A 16,910-nucleotide genomic window follows, 5' to 3' on the forward strand; every position below is an offset into this window, starting at 1 on the left:
CAGCAGAACGTCGTCCACTGCTTCGACGCCTTCGACTCCCTCTACTCCACTTCCCCCGGCCACACCTGGGCCGCCTCCGGCAGCCTCTCCTTCGACATCCACCAGGAGGAAATCCTCTTCAGCCTCTCGCGCGGCGCTCGCGTCATCCTCCGCGACGTCGGCCCCCTCGGCCTCGCGCGCGACATCCTCCACCACCGCGTCTCCCACGTCGTCATCACCCCCTCCTCCCTCGCCTCAGCCCTCGAGGAGCCCGGTGCCTTCGACGCCTTCCGCTCCCTCTCCGTCCTCGTCACCGGCGGAGAAGTCCTCCCAGACTCTCTCGTCCAATCCCTCGCGCTGACTTCCACCCGTCTCGTCAACACCTACGGGCCCACTGAAGCCAGCATCAACGTCGCCGCCGAAATCTCCCTCCCCCACCGTCCCGTTCGTCTCGGCCGCCCTCTTCCTCGCTGCCGCCTCTACGTCCTCGACGACTCCCTCCAGCCTCTCCCCCCAGGCGTCCCAGGCAAGCTCTTCATCGGCGGCATCTGCCTCGCTCGCGGCTACCACTCCCTTCCTCACCTCACCGCTGAGCGCTTCATCCCAGACGCCTTCTCTTCCTCCCCTGGCTCCCGCCTCTACGACACTGGCGACAGGGCCCGCTGGAATGACGACGGCTCCCTCTCCTTCCTCGGCCGCTCCGACTTCCAGCTCAAGCTCCGCGGCGTCCGCGTCGAAGTCGAGGAAATCGAAGCCGCTCTCCTTCGCCTCCACGGTGTCCGTCAGGCCGCGGTCCTCCCCTTCCGCCCCTCTCGCGACACCTTCCTCGTCGCCTTCCTCGTCCTCGACGACTCCTCTCCCTCTCTCTCTTCTCTTCGCGACGCGCTGGCTTCCTCTCTTCCCGAAGCCCTCGTCCCCTCTCGCTTCCTCTCCCTCCCCTCTCTCCCCTTCACCACCAGCGGCAAGGTCGACAGGACGGCCCTCTCCTCCTTCGACATCTCCTCCGCTGTCGCCGCCGAGTCCTCTTCCGACTCCGCTCCTCGTGGCCAGGCAGAGGCCCTCCTCTCCCAGCTCTTCGCCGACGTCCTCTCCCTCTCCGTCGTCCCTCGCGACGCTGACTTCTTCTCCCTCGGTGGCCACTCCCTCTCCGCCACCCGTCTCGTCTCCCGCATCCGCCTCGCCTTCGGCGTCGAGCTTCCTCTCGCTTCCCTCTTCGCCTCTCCCTCCGTCGCGGGGCTGGCCGCCGCACTCGCTCAGCACCACGCTCCTTCCCTCCCTCTCCCCAACCCCACTCCCTCCTCTCTCCCTCCTCGCGCCTCCTTCGCTCAGGAGCGCCTCTGGTTCCTTCACCAGCTCCAGCCGGACTCCGCCGCGTATGTGATTCCCGAAGCGCTCGAGCTGACGGGCGCGCTGGACACCGAGGCTCTTGAGACAGCGCTGCGGCTGTTGCCGGAGCGCCACACGTCCCTTCGCGCCGTCTTCGGCTCGTCGGAGGGACAGCCTCGGATGGCGTTCCAGCCCGTGTCCGAGCGCGTGCTCGACGTGGAAGACCTGCGGGCGAGTGCTCGGGGTGAAGAGTCGTTGCGCGCACTGCTCACGCGGCGCCTGGAGGAAGAGAGTGCTCGCCCGTTCTCACTGGAGCACGGGCCGCTCTATCGCTTCCGCCTGTTCAGGCTGGCCGCTGACCAGCATGTGCTGTTGATGGTCATCCATCACATCGTCGTGGACGGCCTGTCCATGGATCGGCTCCTGGTGGAGCTGGCACAGGGATACTCGGAGCTGAGTCAGCGACGGTCTCCGGTGCTGCCCACTCCGCTCCTGTCGTACGCGGATGTCTCCGCGTGGCAGCGCGCGCCCGAGGTTCGTGCGCGTGAGGAGGTCCACCTCGACTACTGGAAGCAGCAGCTCGCTGATGCCCCGGCGTTGCTCGCGCTTCCCACCGACAAGCCTCGGCCGCCTGTCATCACGGACCAGGGTGGCTTCTCACGTCACCACGCCCTGCCCCGTGACGTCCGTCAGCGCCTGGAGGCCCTGTGCCGACAGCATCAGGTGACGCCGTTCATGGCGCTCTATGCCGTCTTCGCCACCCTGCTCCACCGCTACTCCGGTGAGCGGGAGCTGTGCATCGGCACGCCTGTCTCCGGCCGGACCCTCGCCGCCACCGAGGACATCGTCGGCCTCTTTCTCAACACGCTGGTCCTTCGAACCCAGGTCCCCGCGGGGATGACCTTCGCCGCGTTGCTGGCCCAGGTCCGGAGCACGTCGCTCGACGCCTTCAGCCACCAGGATGTGCCCTTCGAGCGGGTCGTCGATGCGCTCCACGTCGAACGCAGTCTGAGTCACGCGCCGCTGTTCCAGGTGATGTTCGACCTGCGCCGCGTCGACTCGGCCCTCTCCTTCTCCGGCCTGTCTTCGCAGCACGTCTTCGTCGACAACGGCACCAGCCAGCTCGACCTCGCGCTCACCGCCACCGAGCTGCCGGACTCCTCCCTCCAGCTCTACTTCCAGTTCCGCACCGACCTCTTCGAGCACGCCTCCGTCGAGCGGATGCTCTCCCACTTCGTGCTCCTGTTGGAGCAGGCCCTCGCCGCTCCCCAGCTTCCCCTCTCCGAGCTCTCGCTTCTCGACGCCGACGAGCGACGACGCGTCCTCCTCGACTTCAACGACACCGAGCGGGCCTTCGACGCAGACGGCACTGTCGCTTCTCTTCTTGAAGCCGCGTTCGCTCGCACTCCCGACGCTGTCGCGCTCGTCGCCCCGGATGCCACGCTCACCTTCGCGCAGCTTCACGCGCGCGCCTCGCGTCTCGCGTCCCACCTCGCCGCGCTGGGGGTCCGTCCCGAAGCCGTCGTCGGCGTCTGCGTCGAGCGTTCCTCCGAGGCCGTCGTCTCGCTGCTCGCCGTCCATCTCTCGGGCGCGACGTGTCTTCCGCTGGAGCCGTCTCATCCGCCAGCACGCCGGGCACTGCTGCTTCAACAGTCCCGAGCCTGCCTCGTCATCTCCTCGCCTTCGCTGTTCGAGGGAACGCAGCTTGGGATTGTGGTCATCGAGCCGGGCGCCGCGCAGCAGCCGCATGCCGCGCTGGCCGAGCCACTGCGCGCGCACCCGGACAACCTGGCGTACATCCTCTACACCTCGGGCTCCACCGGCGTGCCCAAGGGCGTCCTCTCCACTCAGCAGAACGTCGTCCACTGCTTCGACGCCTTCGACTCCCTCTACTCCACTTCCCCCGGCCACACCTGGGCCGCCTCCGGCAGCCTCTCCTTCGACATCCACCAGGAGGAAATCCTCTTCAGCCTCTCGCGCGGCGCTCGCGTCATCCTCCGCGACGTCGGCCCCCTCGGCCTCGCGCGCGACATCCTCCACCACCGCGTCTCCCACGTCGTCATCACCCCCTCCTCCCTCGCCTCAGCCCTCGAGGAGCCCGGTGCCTTCGACGCCTTCCGCTCCCTCTCCGTCCTCGTCACCGGCGGAGAAGTCCTCCCAGACTCTCTCGTCCAATCCCTCGCGCTGACTTCCACCCGTCTCGTCAACACCTACGGGCCCACTGAAGCCAGCATCAACGTCGCCGCCGAAATCTCCCTCCCCCACCGTCCCGTTCGTCTCGGCCGCCCTCTTCCTCGCTGCCGCCTCTACGTCCTCGACGACTCCCTCCAGCCTCTCCCCCCAGGCGTCCCAGGCAAGCTCTTCATCGGCGGCATCTGCCTCGCTCGCGGCTACCACTCCCTTCCTCACCTCACCGCTGAGCGCTTCATCCCAGACGCCTTCTCTTCCTCCCCTGGCTCCCGCCTCTACGACACTGGCGACAGGGCCCGCTGGAATGACGACGGCTCCCTCTCCTTCCTCGGCCGCTCCGACTTCCAGCTCAAGCTCCGCGGCGTCCGCGTCGAAGTCGAGGAAATCGAAGCCGCTCTCCTTCGCCTCCACGGTGTCCGTCAGGCCGCGGTCCTCCCCTTCCGCCCCTCTCGCGACACCTTCCTCGTCGCCTTCCTCGTCCTCGACGACTCCTCTCCCTCTCTCTCTTCTCTTCGCGACGCGCTGGCTTCCTCTCTTCCCGAAGCCCTCGTCCCCTCTCGCTTCCTCTCCCTCCCCTCTCTCCCCTTCACCACCAGCGGCAAGGTCGACAGGACGGCCCTCTCCTCCTTCGACATCTCCTCCGCTGTCGCCGCCGAGTCCTCTTCCGACTCCGCTCCTCGTGGCCAGGCAGAGGCCCTCCTCTCCCAGCTCTTCGCCGACGTCCTCTCCCTCTCCGTCGTCCCTCGCGACGCTGACTTCTTCTCCCTCGGTGGCCACTCCCTCTCCGCCACCCGTCTCGTCTCCCGCATCCGCCTCGCCTTCGGCGTCGAGCTTCCTCTCGCTTCCCTCTTCGCCTCTCCCTCCGTCGCGGGGCTGGCCGCCGCACTCGCTCAGCACCACGCTCCTTCCCTCCCTCTCCCCAACCCCACTCCCTCCTCTCTCCCTCCTCGCGCTTCCTTCGCTCAGGAGCGCCTCTGGTTCCTTCACCAACTCCAGCCGGAGCTGCGCGCCTACAACATCCCCGAGGCCGTAGAGCTGCGCGGTCCACTCGATGTGCCCGCGCTCGATGGCGCGCTGCGGTTGCTCCTGGAACGCCACCCGGTGCTGCGGACCACGCTCGTCGCGGAGGACGGACGACCGGTTCCTCGACGGGGCTCCATTCCCGTGGAGGTGCTCCAGGTCGAAGACCTTCCAGCGTCGGACGGTGACAGCCCCGTGCTCCATCAGCGGCTGCGCGAAGAAGCGACTCGCGCCATGTCACTGGAGCGGGGCCCGCTCTATCGCTTCCGCCTGTTCCGCCTCGCGCCGGAGCAGCATGTCCTCCTGCTCGTGCTGCACCACCTCGTCGTGGACGGACTGAGCATCGACATCCTCCTGAACGAGTTGTCCCAGGCCTACGCGGCCCTTGGTCAGCAGCAGGTGCCCGCGCTGCCCCAGCGCCAGCTCGACTACGCCGACGTCGCGGCCTGGCTGCACTCCGCACCTGTCCGGGAGCGCGAAGGCGTGCACCTCGAGTACTGGAAGCGCCAGCTCGCCGGTGCCCCAGCGTTCCTGTCCCTGCCCACCGACAAGCCCCGGCCCCCTGTCCTCGGAGACACAGGCGCACTCAGTCGCTTCCACCGACTGTCCCCCGCGCTGGAGCAGGCGCTCACGAAGGTGAGTCGCGAGCACCAGGTCACGCCCTTCATGGTCCTCGGCGCGGCGCTCAGCGCGTTGCTTCATCGGCACTCGGGACAGGATGACGTGTCCGTGGGCACGCCGGTCTCCGGTCGCCCCCATCCCGCGCTCGAAGACCTCGTCGGCCTCTTCACCAACACCGTCGTCCTGCGCACGCGGTTCTCTCCGGGGACGACCTTCGCGGAGTTGCTGGCGAGTACGCGGACCACGGCCCTGGAAGCCTTCACGCACCAGGACGCGCCCTTCGAGCGAGTCGTCGAGGCCCTCCAGGTCGAGCGCAGCCTCGCGCACTCCCCGCTGTTCCAGGTGGGCTTCTTCTGGGAGCGCTCGGAGAACACGCTCGCCGACACCTTCCCCGGGCTCCAGGTCCGCCCCCTCGTCGTCGACGGACTGAACACCCAGTCCGAGCTGGCCCTCACCGTCACGGAGAGCCCCCAGGGCCACGAGCTGTCCTTCCAGTACAGCACCGACCTCTTCGAGGCGCCCACCGTCGAGCGCCTGCTGTCCCACTATGTCCACCTGCTCGAGGACGCACTCGGGCTTCCGAGCCGGCGGGTCGCCCACCTCTCGCTCCTCGATGTCGAGGCACGCCGACAGGTGCTCCGCGACTTCAACGACACGCGGAGGGAGTACGACGCGAACGCGACGCTCGTCTCGCTCATCGAAGCCCAGGCGGAGCGTACTCCCGACCTGTGCGCGCTGAGCTTCGAGGGACACCACGTCACGTACGGCGAGCTGGAGGCGCGGGCCAATCAGCTCGCGCGGCACCTCCAGTCCCTCGGCGCGGGCCCAGAGGTCCTCGTCGGCGTGTTCCTGGAGCGCTCACTCGAGCTCGTCATCGCCCTGGTGGGCATCCTCAAGTCGGGCGCCGCGTACCTGCCACTGGACCCGGAGCTTCCTCGCGAGCGACTGGCCGGCATGCTCGAGGACGGCGCGGCTCCGGTCGTCATCACCCGCCAGGACCTCGTCAGCCACCTTCCGCTTCACGAAGGACACACGGTCCTCCTCGATGCGGAAGCCCCGCGGCTCGCGAGCCTCCCGAGCACGCGGGTCGCGAGCCGGCCGCACCCGGACTCGCTCGCGTACGTCATCTTCACCTCGGGAAGCACGGGCCGTCCCAAGGGCGCGATGAACGCGCACCGCGCGGTCGTCAATCGCCTGACGTGGATGCACCAGGTCCACGCGCTCGCCCCGGGTGACAGCGTCCTCCAGAAGACGCCGACCAGCTTCGACGTCTCGGTCTGGGAGCTGTTCTGGCCGCTCACCGTGGGCGCGCGGCTGGTGTTGGCGCGGCCGGGTGGACACCGCGAGCCCGCCTATCTCGCGCGGCTGCTGGCCTCCGAGCGCATCACCATCGCGCACTTCGTCCCCTCCATGCTCGGGGCCTTCCTCGAAGAACCCTGGCAGGAGTCCCTCAAGGACCTGCGCGTGCTGGTGTGCAGCGGCGAGGCCCTCTCCGCGGACCTGGTCCAACGCACACACGCGCGGCTGCCCGCGACGGAGGTCCACAACCTCTACGGCCCCACCGAGGCCGCGGTGGACGTGACGCACTGGAGCTGCCGCCGAGCCGACACGCGGACGAGCGTGCCCATCGGTCGCCCGGTGGCGAATACCCACCTCCTCGTCCTCGACTCCTCGGGACGGCCCGTCCCCGTGGGTGTGCAGGGTGAGCTCTTCATCGGCGGCCTCCAGGTGGGGCGCGGGTACTGGCGTCGTCCGGAGCTCAGCGCCGAGCGCTTCATCCCGGACCCGTTCAGCGACCTGCCCGGCGCCAGCCTCTATCGCACGGGAGACCTGGCCCGCTGGCGCGGCGACGGCACGCTGGAGTACCTCGGCCGCACCGACTTCCAGGTGAAGGTGCGCGGGCAGCGCATCGAGCTGGAGGAGATTGAAGCCACGCTGCGGCGGCTGCCTTCCGTGCGTGACGCCATCGTCCTGGCGCGGGCAACGGCGCAAAACGATGCGCGCCTCATCGCCTACGTCGTCGCGCGTGAGGGGCAAGCGGAGCAAGCCGCGGCGTCGCGCGCCGCGCTCAAGACCCTGCTCCCCGAGGCCATGGTTCCCTCGGTCTTCGTCGTGCTGGACGCGCTGCCGCTGACGCCGTCAGGGAAGGTGGACCGGAGGGCGCTCACCGGGCTCCCGATCCCGGAGACCGAGTCCACGAAGGGAGCCAACGAAGCGCCACCGAAGGGTCCGCTGGAGCAGCTGCTCGCGAGCTTCTTCTGCCAGGTGCTTGGCCTGGAGAGCGTCTCTCGCGACGCGGACTTCTTCGCGCTGGGAGGCCATTCGCTGAGTGCCACGCGGCTGGTGTCGCGAATCCGGAAGGCCCTGGGCCAGGAGCTGCCGCTCAAGGCCCTCTTCCTGGCACCCACGGTGGCGGGCGTCGCACGGGCGCTCTCGGAGCTGTCTCCGGGACAGACCCATGCGCTTCCCGAGCCCCTGCCTCGGACCGGTGATGCGCCCACCGTGTCGTCGTTCTCGCAGGAGCGCATGTGGTTCCTCCATCAGCTCATGCCCGACTCGGCGTCCCTCGCCATTCCGGAGGCCACCGAGCTGCGTGGGCCGCTGGACGCCGAGGCCCTGGAGTCCGCGCTGGTCTTCCTGCTCGAGCGCCACGCCGCGCTGCGCTCCACCTTCACCCCCGCGGAGGGTGGGCCGCGGGTGAGCTTCCAGCCCGTACCGCCGCGAGTGCTCGACCGTGAGGACCTGTCGACGGTGGCGGGCGGTGACGAGGCCACGCGCCAGGTCCTCCTGTCCCGATTGAAGGAGGAGTCGGAGCGACCCTTCCCGCTGGACACAGGGCCGATGTGCCGCTTCCACCTGTTCCACCTCGCGCCGGAGCATCACGTCCTGCTGCTGGTGTTCCACCACATCGTGGTGGACGGCCTGTCCATGGACATCCTGTTGCGCGAGCTGGCGGACGCCTACGCGGCCTTCGTCGAGAACCGCACGCCGACACCCCCTCCCCTCGCGCTCGACTTCGCGGACGTCGCGGCCTGGCAGCGTTCGCCCGCCCTGGTCGCACGTCAGGACGTCCACCTGGAGTACTGGCGGCGCAAGCTGGAGGGAGCCTCCACTGTCCTGGAGCTGCCCACGGATGTGCCTCGGCACCCCGGGCGCAGTCACGAAGGCGGCTTCACGCGGCACCATCCCCTGCCGGAGCACCTCGCCGAGGCGCTGCGGACGCTGTGCCGCGAGCAGCAGGTCACCCCCTTCATCGCGCTGTACGCGGCCTTCGCCGCCCTACTCCACCGGTACACCGGCCAGCTGGATTTGTGCGTGGGCACGCCCGTGTCCGGTCGGGTCCATCCGTCGGTGGAGCCCCTGGTCGGCCTGTTCATCAACACCGTGGCGCTGCGCACGGAGATCGCCCCCGAGGCGTCCTTCCTCACGCTGCTGAACCACGCGCGGACCACGGCGTTGGAGGCGTTCGCCCATCAGGAGGTTCCCTTCGAGCGAGTCGTGGATGCCCTCCAGGTGGAGCGCAGCCTCTCTCACGCGCCGCTCGTGCAGGCGATGTTCGAGCTGAACCCCAGTCCCCGTGTTCTCTCGGATGGCTTCCCGGGCCTGAAGGCGAACCAGATTCGACTCGGCTCGGCGGCCAGCCTCTATGACGTGATGCTCACCGCCGAGGAGTTCCGCGACCGCTTCGGCTTCTACCTCGAGTACCCCACCGCGCTGTTCGAGGCCGAGAGCGCGGAGCGGATGGTGTCGAACTACGTGAGCCTGCTCGAGGCCGCGCTGCTCGCGCCCACGACGCCCGTGAGCCAACTGTCGCTCTTCACGGAGGAGGAGCGCCGAAAGGTGCTCGTCGACTTCAACGACTTCGCACGCGCCCGGGACGCACACGACACCGTCCTCTCGCGGTTCGCCGCGCAGGTCTCTGCCACGCCGGACGCGGAGGCCCTCTGCTACGAGGACCAGACGCTCTCGTACCGGGAGCTGCATGTACGCTCCACCCAGCTCGCCCACTTCCTGAGGGAGCTCGGCGCGGGGCCCGAGGAGCGCGTCGCCCTCTGCCTGGAGCGCGGCCCCGAGCTCATCGTGTCCATGCTCGCCGTGCTGAAGGCCGGCGGAGCCTACGTGCCGCTGGACCCCGTGCATCCGCCGGAGCGGCTCACCCAGCTCCTCGTCGACTCGGGCGCGCGGGTCCTGGTGACGCGCGAGTCCCTGGGGCACGTCTTCTCCACCGTCCCCATCATGGCCGCGTACGTCGACACCGACGCGGCGGAGGTCTCCCGCAAGCCGGTGGAGGACCTGCCACCGCCCGTGTCGGTGGACCAGCTCGCATACGTCATCTTCACGTCGGGCTCGACAGGTCGCCCCAAGGGCGCGCTGCTGACGCACCGGGGCCTGTGCAACACCGCCCTCGCGTCGCTCGCCGCGCAAGGGCTCCGGCCCGGCCGGAGGGTCCTCCAGTTCGCCTCCGTCACCTTCGATGGGTCGGTCTGGGAGATCTTCCCCACGCTGCTCGCCGGCGCCACGTTGGTGATGGCCCCCCGAGAGCGACTGATGCCCGACCTGCCGCTGCGCACGCTGATGCGAGAGCAGCGCATCACCGACTGCGCGCTCACACCGACGGTCCTCGCCCAGCTCGAAACCGAGGGGTTGGAGAACCTCCAGTCCATCGTGTCCTGCGGCGAACCCCTGTCCGTCGACCTGGCCCGACGCTGGGCCCCGGGCCGCGCGCTGCTCAACTCCTACGGCCCCACCGAAGTCACCGTGGCCGCCACCATCACGACCTTCCCCGGCTTCGGATGTCCGTCCGGCGCGGCGGCGGAAATCGCGCGCGTCACCGTGGGCAAGCCCCTGGACAACAACATCCTCCTCGTGCTCGACGCGCGACTGGAGCTGAGTCCGATTGGCGTGCCGGGTGAGCTGTACGTCGGAGGCATCGGACTGGCGCGTGGCTATCTCGAGCGCCCGGACCTGACCGCCGAGCGCTTCATCCCGAATCCCTTCACCACCACTCCCGGCGAGCGGCTCTACCGCACGGGAGACCGCGTGCGCTGGCTCGGGGACGGCCAGGTCGAATACCTGGGCCGACTGGACACCCAGCTCAAGATACGTGGCATGCGCGTGGAGCCCGGCGAAATCGAGGCCGTGCTCGCGCGTCACTCGGACGTGCGTGAGGTCGCCGTGGTGCCTCGCGACGACCTGGGGGGCGGCAAGCGACTGGTGGCGTTCCTCGTGTCCGCCAGCTCCGGCACCATCGCGCTCGACGAGCTTCGCGCTTGGCTGCGTCAGCGCCTGCCCGAGCACATGGTTCCCTCGGCCTTCATCCCCCTCGACGCACTGCCCCTCACGACGTCGCGCAAGGTGGACCGCAAGGCGCTGTCACAGCGGGAGCTGCCTCGACAGGAGCTGTCCGCCCTGGGCGACGACGCGCCCCGCGGCGCCACGGAGCAACAGGTGGCGAGCATGTTCCAGGACGCGCTGGGACTGGAGCAGCTCTCCCGCGAGGGGAACTTCTTCGAGCACGGCGGACACTCGCTCTCGGCGACCCGACTCGTGGCGCGGCTGCGTCAGGCCTTCGGAGTCGAGCTGCCCCTGGGGGTGTTCTTCGCGAACCCCACCATCGCCTATGTGGCGGCGCTCATCGACGCGGCGCCTCGCGCGACGCAGCAGGGCCCCACCGTCGTCACCCGGCCGGAAATCCTGCCCCCGTCCCTCGTCCAGGAGCGGCTCTGGTACGCGCTCCAGCTTCCGCAGGCGCCTCCGTATGTCCTCACGCTCGGCCTGCTGCTGGAGGGCGCGCTGGATGCGGACCGGTTCGAGGAGGCTCTCGCGGCCGTGGTGGAGCGCAACGAGACGCTGCGCTCCACCTTCTTCCAACACGGCGATGCGCTGCGCATTCGCGTTCTGCCTTCGCGCGCCACGGTCCTCACACGCGTGGACCTCTCGCACCTGTCCGCCACGCACGCCCTGGAGTCCGCACGCGAGGCCGTGGTGCGACTGGACCGCGAGCACTTCGACCTGGAGCACGGCCCGCTGTATCGCTTCGAGCTGCTGAAGCTGGACGCGACGGGCACCCGCCACGCCGTGGTGTTCGCCTTCAGCCACACCGTGAATGACGGCGTGGGCCTGGGCACCTTCGCGGAGGAGCTGGCGACCGCCTGGAACGCCGCGGTCCACGGGCGCACCGTGGCGCTGGCTCCGCTGGAGCTCCAGTACACCGACTACGCCGTCTGGCAGCGGCAGCCCGAGCAACTGCGGCGACTCGAAGAAGGACTCGCGTCGTGGAAGCAGGCCCTGGCGAATGCGCCGCCGCTGTTGGACCTCCCGCTGGACTTCCCGCGCCGCGCGCCCGCGCTCAACGACAACATGCGCGCCGTGGCGGTGTCCCTCTCGGTGGAGCACTCGGACACCATCCGCGCGCTCGCCCGGAGCGAAGGCGTCTCCTCCTTCAGCGTCCTGCTCGCGCTGACGCAGGCGTGGCTGCACCGGCTCAGCGGACAGGCCCACGTCGTCGTCGCCACGCCCTTCTCCGGCCGGGCCACGCCCCAGGTGGAGAGGCTGCTGGGCTACTTCGCCAACGTGCTTCCGCTCTGCACGGACGTGTCAGGCGCACCGTCGCTGCGAGGACTGCTCGGCCGCGTGCGCGACGTCGTGGCCCACGCCACCACGCACCAGGAAGTGCCCTTCAAGCGCATCGCGGACACGGTGCAGCCGGATGGAGACCGGTCCGCACCCCGACTCGCGCAGGCGCTGCTCCAGGCCGAGCGTCCCGGCCTGCCCGAGCTGGAGGGACTGTCCGTGGCGGAGCTGGACGTCGACGGCGTCATCCCCGCGTATGACGTGGTGGTGAGCGTCACCCTGGGTGATTCGGGCGCGCTGGCGGGCTTCGTCGCCCTGGACGGTGCCCTCTTCACGCCGGAGACAGGGGAGCGCTTCGCGCGCGCCTTCGAGCAGCTCGCCGCCTCCGCCCTGAGCGAGCCGGATGTGTCGCTGCCCCGGCTGTCGATGCTGTCACCGGCCCAGCGCGCCGACGTGCTCGCCGCGCTGGCGGGCCCCTCGCAGGACATCGCGCCGGGCACCTGCATCCACACCCTGTTCGAGGCCCAGGTGCGCCGCACGCCGCACGCACCCGCTGTCGCGCACGGTGACGTTACGTGGAGTTATGCCCAGCTCAACGCTCGCGCCAACCTGCTGGCCTCGCGTCTGCTCGCGCGGGGACTGGTACCCGAGGAGCGCGTGGGCGTGGTGATGGAGCCGTCCACGCAGGCCATGGCGGTGCTGCTCGGCATCCTCAAGGCGGGCGGAGCCTACGTGCCGCTGGACGCGGACTGGCCGGAGCCTCGCAAGCGCGACGTGCTGGAACGCGCCGAGGTGCGCCGGCTGTGGGTGGATGAAAACGTGCTGGAGGCCCACGTGCCGCTCGTCGCGGATGTGGAGGTGGCGCCCCAGCCCGCGTCCGTAACGGATGACCTGGAGCCCGGGCCGCGTCGCGTCCTCGACTCGCAGACGGCGTACATCGTCTTCACCTCCGGCTCCACGGGCGAGCCCAAGGGCGTCATGGTGGAGCACCGCTCCGTGGTGAACCACAACGTCGCCATCGCCAAACGCTTCCGGCTGGTGGAGGGCGACCGGATGCTCCAGTTCGCGCCGCTCACCTTCGACGCCGCCGCCGAGGACCTGTACCCGCCCCTGGCCGTGGGTGGCACGGTGGTGATGCGCAGCGGGCTCGTCCCCGCGCACACGATGACGCCGTATCTGGAGGAGACGGGCATCACCATCATCAGCCTGCCGCCCACGTACATCGAGGAGTGGATTCGGCAGATGGAGGCGCTCGGCCAGCGCGTGCCCGCGCGATTGAAGCTGCTCGCTCCGGGCGGTGACGTCCTCAAACAGGAGACCTTCGAGGCCTGGGTGCGCGTGGGCGGTGGACACGCGCCGTGGGTCAACGTCTACGGCCCCACCGAGTGCACGATTACCTCCGCCACCTGCGACATCCCCGGTGAGGAGGGCCTGGGCACGGCGGCCACGTTCCCCATTGGCCGGCCCATGCCGCGCGTGTGCTTCTACCTGCTGGACGAGCACCTGGAGCCGGTGCCTCCGGGCCTGCCCGGCCGCGTGTACATCGGCGGGGCGGCGCTGTCGCGCGGCTACCTGCTCGCGCCGCACCTCACCTCCGAGCGCTTCCTGCCGGACCCGTTCTCATCCACGCCCGGCGCGCGCATGTACCACACGGGAGATTTGGCCCGGCTGCTGCCGGATGGACGCCTGCGCTTCCTCGGCCGCGCCGACCACCAGGTGAAGATTCGCGGCTTCCGCATCGAGCTGTCGGAGATTGAGAACTGCCTGCGACGCCAGCCCCAGGTACAGGAGGCCGTCGTCGTCGCGCGCGTGTCCTCCGCGGGCACGACATCGCTGTGCGCCTACGTCCAGGCGCCCGGCGTCACGCGCTCCGACGTGTTCCGGCAGCACGTCGCCTCCCAGCTCCCCGGCTACATGGTGCCCGCCACCTTCGTGGTGATGGACGCGCTGCCCATCAACGCCAACGGCAAGGTGGACCGCAAGGCGCTGCCGGACCCTGACGTGCTGGTGGCTCCCGAGTCGTCCGAGCCCGCCTCCGAATCGAAGCTGGAGACGCCCTTCCGCACCACGCTGGAGATGGTGCTCCAGCGACTGTGGAAGGAGGCGCTGGGGCGCGCCGATGTGCAGGCCAGCGACGACTTCTTCGCGCTGGGCGGAGACTCCATCCTGGCCATGCGCCTTTTGGCGCGACTGGAGGAGGAGCTGGGCCTGCCGCTGCCGCTGGCCACCCTCTTCCAGAGCCCCACATTGGGCGAGTCCGCCGAGGCCATCCTCGCGCTGATGCGTGAAGGCCCCCGGCGCACCAGCGCGGTGCGGCTGGCGAGTCCCCACGTGCCGGAGGGCACGCCGCTCCTGTTCCTCTTCCACGCGGGCGACGGCGAGGTTCACCACTATCGGGACCTGGTGCCTCGGCTGGAGCCACACTTCCGCTGCTACGGCATCCAGGCTCCGGAGACGCTGGCGTCAGGCCACGGCCACGCGACGATGGAAGCACGCGTGGAGGCCTATACCCGAGACATCCGCGCCCTCCAGCCTCAGGGCCCCTACCGTCTGGTGGGCTTCTCCTACGGCGGCTATCCAGCCCTCGGTGTCGCCGCCGCGCTGGAGGCCCAGGGCGAGACGGTGGAGCTGCTCGGCATGGTGGACACCGCCACGTCCGAGGCCATCCAGGCCGTGACGCCGTCCTCCGGCGAGGACCCGGTGCTCGTGCTGGCCAGCGAGTTCGGCGTAAGGGACGAGACGCTCGAAGAGGAGCTGTCCACGATGCCCCGGCCCGAGCAGTGGGAGCACGTGGCCTTGCGCGCCCGCGAACGAGGCACGGCGGCTCCGCACTTCCGGGGCAGTGACTTCGCTCGCATCTGGCGCGTGCTGGGCGAGGTGCTGACGCCTCAGGCCCGCGCGTGGAGCATCCCGCTGACTCGGGTGCGGCCGCGCCTGCTCACCAGCCGGGCCGTGCGTCAGCAGGTGGGTGACGTGTTCCTGGGTTGGACGCGCCACCTCCCCGCCGAGCACCTGGACGTCGTGGAGCTGGAGGGTGAACACGCCACGGTGCTTCACCCGCCAGAAGTGGACCTCCTGGCGGAGGGACTCCTCAGCGGAAGCGGCCTTCCAACCACGTCTTCGTGAAGATGTTGGGGCTGAGCGGCGCCAGCTCCACCTCGTCGTAGCGCACGGTGAGCTGGGTGCCCTCTGCCTCTTCCACCTCGAGCACCTCGCGCATCAGGAACACCGGCCGGTTGTCCGCGGCCGGATCCTTGATTTTCTGGTAGCCGCGAATGATGTCGGTGCGCAGGGTGCGGCCCGAGGGCGCGTAGCCCACGCGCTTGACGATGTTGAAGTCGGGGTCCACCCAGATGCGCAACTGCGGGAAGGACGCCTCCATGCCCGGCCGCACCTTGAGGAACAGCTTGCGGAACTTCGTGCCCGCCGCCGCCTCCTCGCCCTCGTCCTGCACCTCGTAGGTCTCCAGCAGGTGCGAGCGGTCGAAGTCCTCTTCACAGGAGATGGTGTTGACGATGTTGCCGCGCGACGTGGTGCGCTGCCAGTGGCCCACGGACGGGTCGTACTCCCACAGGTTGCGGCCGATGCGCAGGTATCCGCCACCCGCCATGTTGCGCGGCTTGGTGATGTAGATGAGCAGGTCCCGCGAGGAGTCGCGGCGGAACACCAGCATCTCCAGGAGCGCCTCCGAGCCGTCCTTGCGCTTCTCGCGCAGGCGCACCGTGCTCTTGAAATCGCTCTTGAGCGCCATGCGCTCGTCCACGCGACGAATCACGTCCTCCGCGGACAGGGCGGCCTTCGTCTCCGGCGGTTTTGGAGCCTTCTCCTCGGCCCCAGCCAGGGGGGCGAGCACGACGGCGAGCAGGACGGCGAGACGGCGGACGGACGTCGGCATCACAGGGCCTCCATGGCGGACCGCGGGGTCAGCGAAGCGGCACGCGCCGCGGGAACGATGGTGGCAAGCCCCGCGCCGAGGGTGACGAGCACCACCGACAGCAGGCCCAGGCCCAGACCAGGCGCCAGGGGCAGCGTGCCACTGAAGAACAGGTTGGAAATCTCACCCTGCAACGGCACCGCGCCGCGCAGCGCCACGCACAGGCCGGAGGCCAGCACGGCCCCCAGCGTCGAGCCCACCAGCCCCAAGAGCAGCCCCTCCATGAGGAACAGGGCCACCACGCTCCGGCGATGCATGCCCATGGCGCGCAGCGTCCCAATCTCCCGCGTGCGCTCCCGCACCGCGACGCTGAGCGCGACGAACAGGCCAATCACCACCAGCACCAGCACCACCGCGCTCACCAGCACCGCCAGCGCCGCCAGTCCCAGCGTGACGAAGGACAGGAAGGAGGACTCGTCCTCCCAGGTGCTGACGTCCAGCCGCTGCCCGCGCCAGCCCTCGCGCAAGAGGGGCATCTGCTTCTCCGCGTAGGATTCGTTCGTGGCGGGGAGCACGTCGAAGCCCGCGCCGCGCAGCGACTCGCGCAGCGTGTCTCCCAGCGCGTCCACGTCCACCGGCGTGTCGCCGCACACCAACTGCAACACACCCGCGGAGCCCGGCTTGTAGCCGTCCAGTTCGCGCAGCGTGTCGTTGGAGACGAGCAGGCCCGCGGACTCGCCCAAGAGGCCCGCCTTCTCGGTGATGGCCACCACCTCCACGTCCAGCGCGTTGCGGCGACCGCCGCCCACCGGCTGCGCGAAGAGGGTGGCGATGTCGCCTGGCTTGACCTGGAGGCGCTCGGCCAGCGTGGTGGAGATGGCCAGGGTGCGCGGCCGGGCCAGCGACTCCAGGCTGCCGGATGCCACCCGGAAGCGCTCCAGCGCCCCGCGCTCTCCCACGACGTCCATGCCCACCAGGAAGGAGCCCGTGCGACGACGGCCCGCGCCCGCCAGCGCGAAGCTGCGGCCACGCTCGCGCACGGAGCAGCCCTCCGGGACGCTCTTCGCCAGCACGCCCCGCACCTTCGCCGCGTCGCCCACCACCGGGGCGATGGAGTCCGGGTGCACCTTGAAGAAGCCACCGACATTCAGGTCGCCACTGATGAACGTGGTGATGGCCTCGCGCTGGGCCTCCGCCACACCGGCCGACAGCGACGACACGGAAACGATGACGCCGCTGGCCGCGGCGGCGATGCCCAGCAGCAGGAGCGCCCGCTCGCGGTGGGCGAAGAGGTTGCGCAGGGCGAGTTGGATGAGGGAGAGCATGG

At 69.8% G+C, this 16,910-nt stretch carries 3 protein-coding genes; 1 reads left to right on the forward strand and 2 read right to left on the reverse strand.

Features of this window, described 5'->3' with window-relative positions; genetic code table 11:
• On the forward strand, positions 1-14,835 hold a 14,835-nt coding region (locus HUA75_RS23450; protein WP_174487680.1), incomplete at its 5' end, for a non-ribosomal peptide synthetase.
• Here HUA75_RS23450 and HUA75_RS23455 read toward each other — a convergent pair.
• Together HUA75_RS23455 and HUA75_RS23460 are read right to left on the reverse strand one after the other, a co-directional pair.
• Positions 14,801-15,604: an outer membrane lipoprotein-sorting protein gene (locus tag HUA75_RS23455; RefSeq protein ID WP_141647753.1), complete on the reverse strand. Its 804-nt coding sequence runs from the start codon at positions 15,602-15,604 to the stop codon at positions 14,801-14,803. The genes HUA75_RS23450 and HUA75_RS23455 overlap by 35 nt on opposite strands.
• Positions 15,604-16,908, reverse strand: coding sequence for an ABC transporter permease (locus HUA75_RS23460; protein ID WP_174487681.1), 1,305 nt, complete (start codon positions 16,906-16,908; stop codon positions 15,604-15,606). The genes HUA75_RS23455 and HUA75_RS23460 overlap by 1 nt, the downstream gene beginning before the upstream one ends.
• Positions 16,909-16,910 lie beyond the last annotated feature (2 nt).

The organism is Myxococcus sp. CA040A (genome assembly GCF_013336725.1).
Classification (GTDB): Bacteria; Myxococcota; Myxococcia; order Myxococcales; family Myxococcaceae; genus Myxococcus; species Myxococcus llanfairpwllgwyngyllgogerychwyrndrobwllllantysiliogogogochensis.

Excerpts from the sequence above, each read along its gene's own strand:
- HUA75_RS23460 (WP_174487681.1), bottom strand. The coding sequence starts at position 16,908 with ATGCTCTCCCTCATCCAACTCGCCCTGCGCAACCTCTTCGCCCACCGC.
- HUA75_RS23455 (WP_141647753.1), bottom strand. The coding sequence starts at position 15,604 with ATGCCGACGTCCGTCCGCCGTCTCGCCGTCCTGCTCGCCGTCGTGCTC.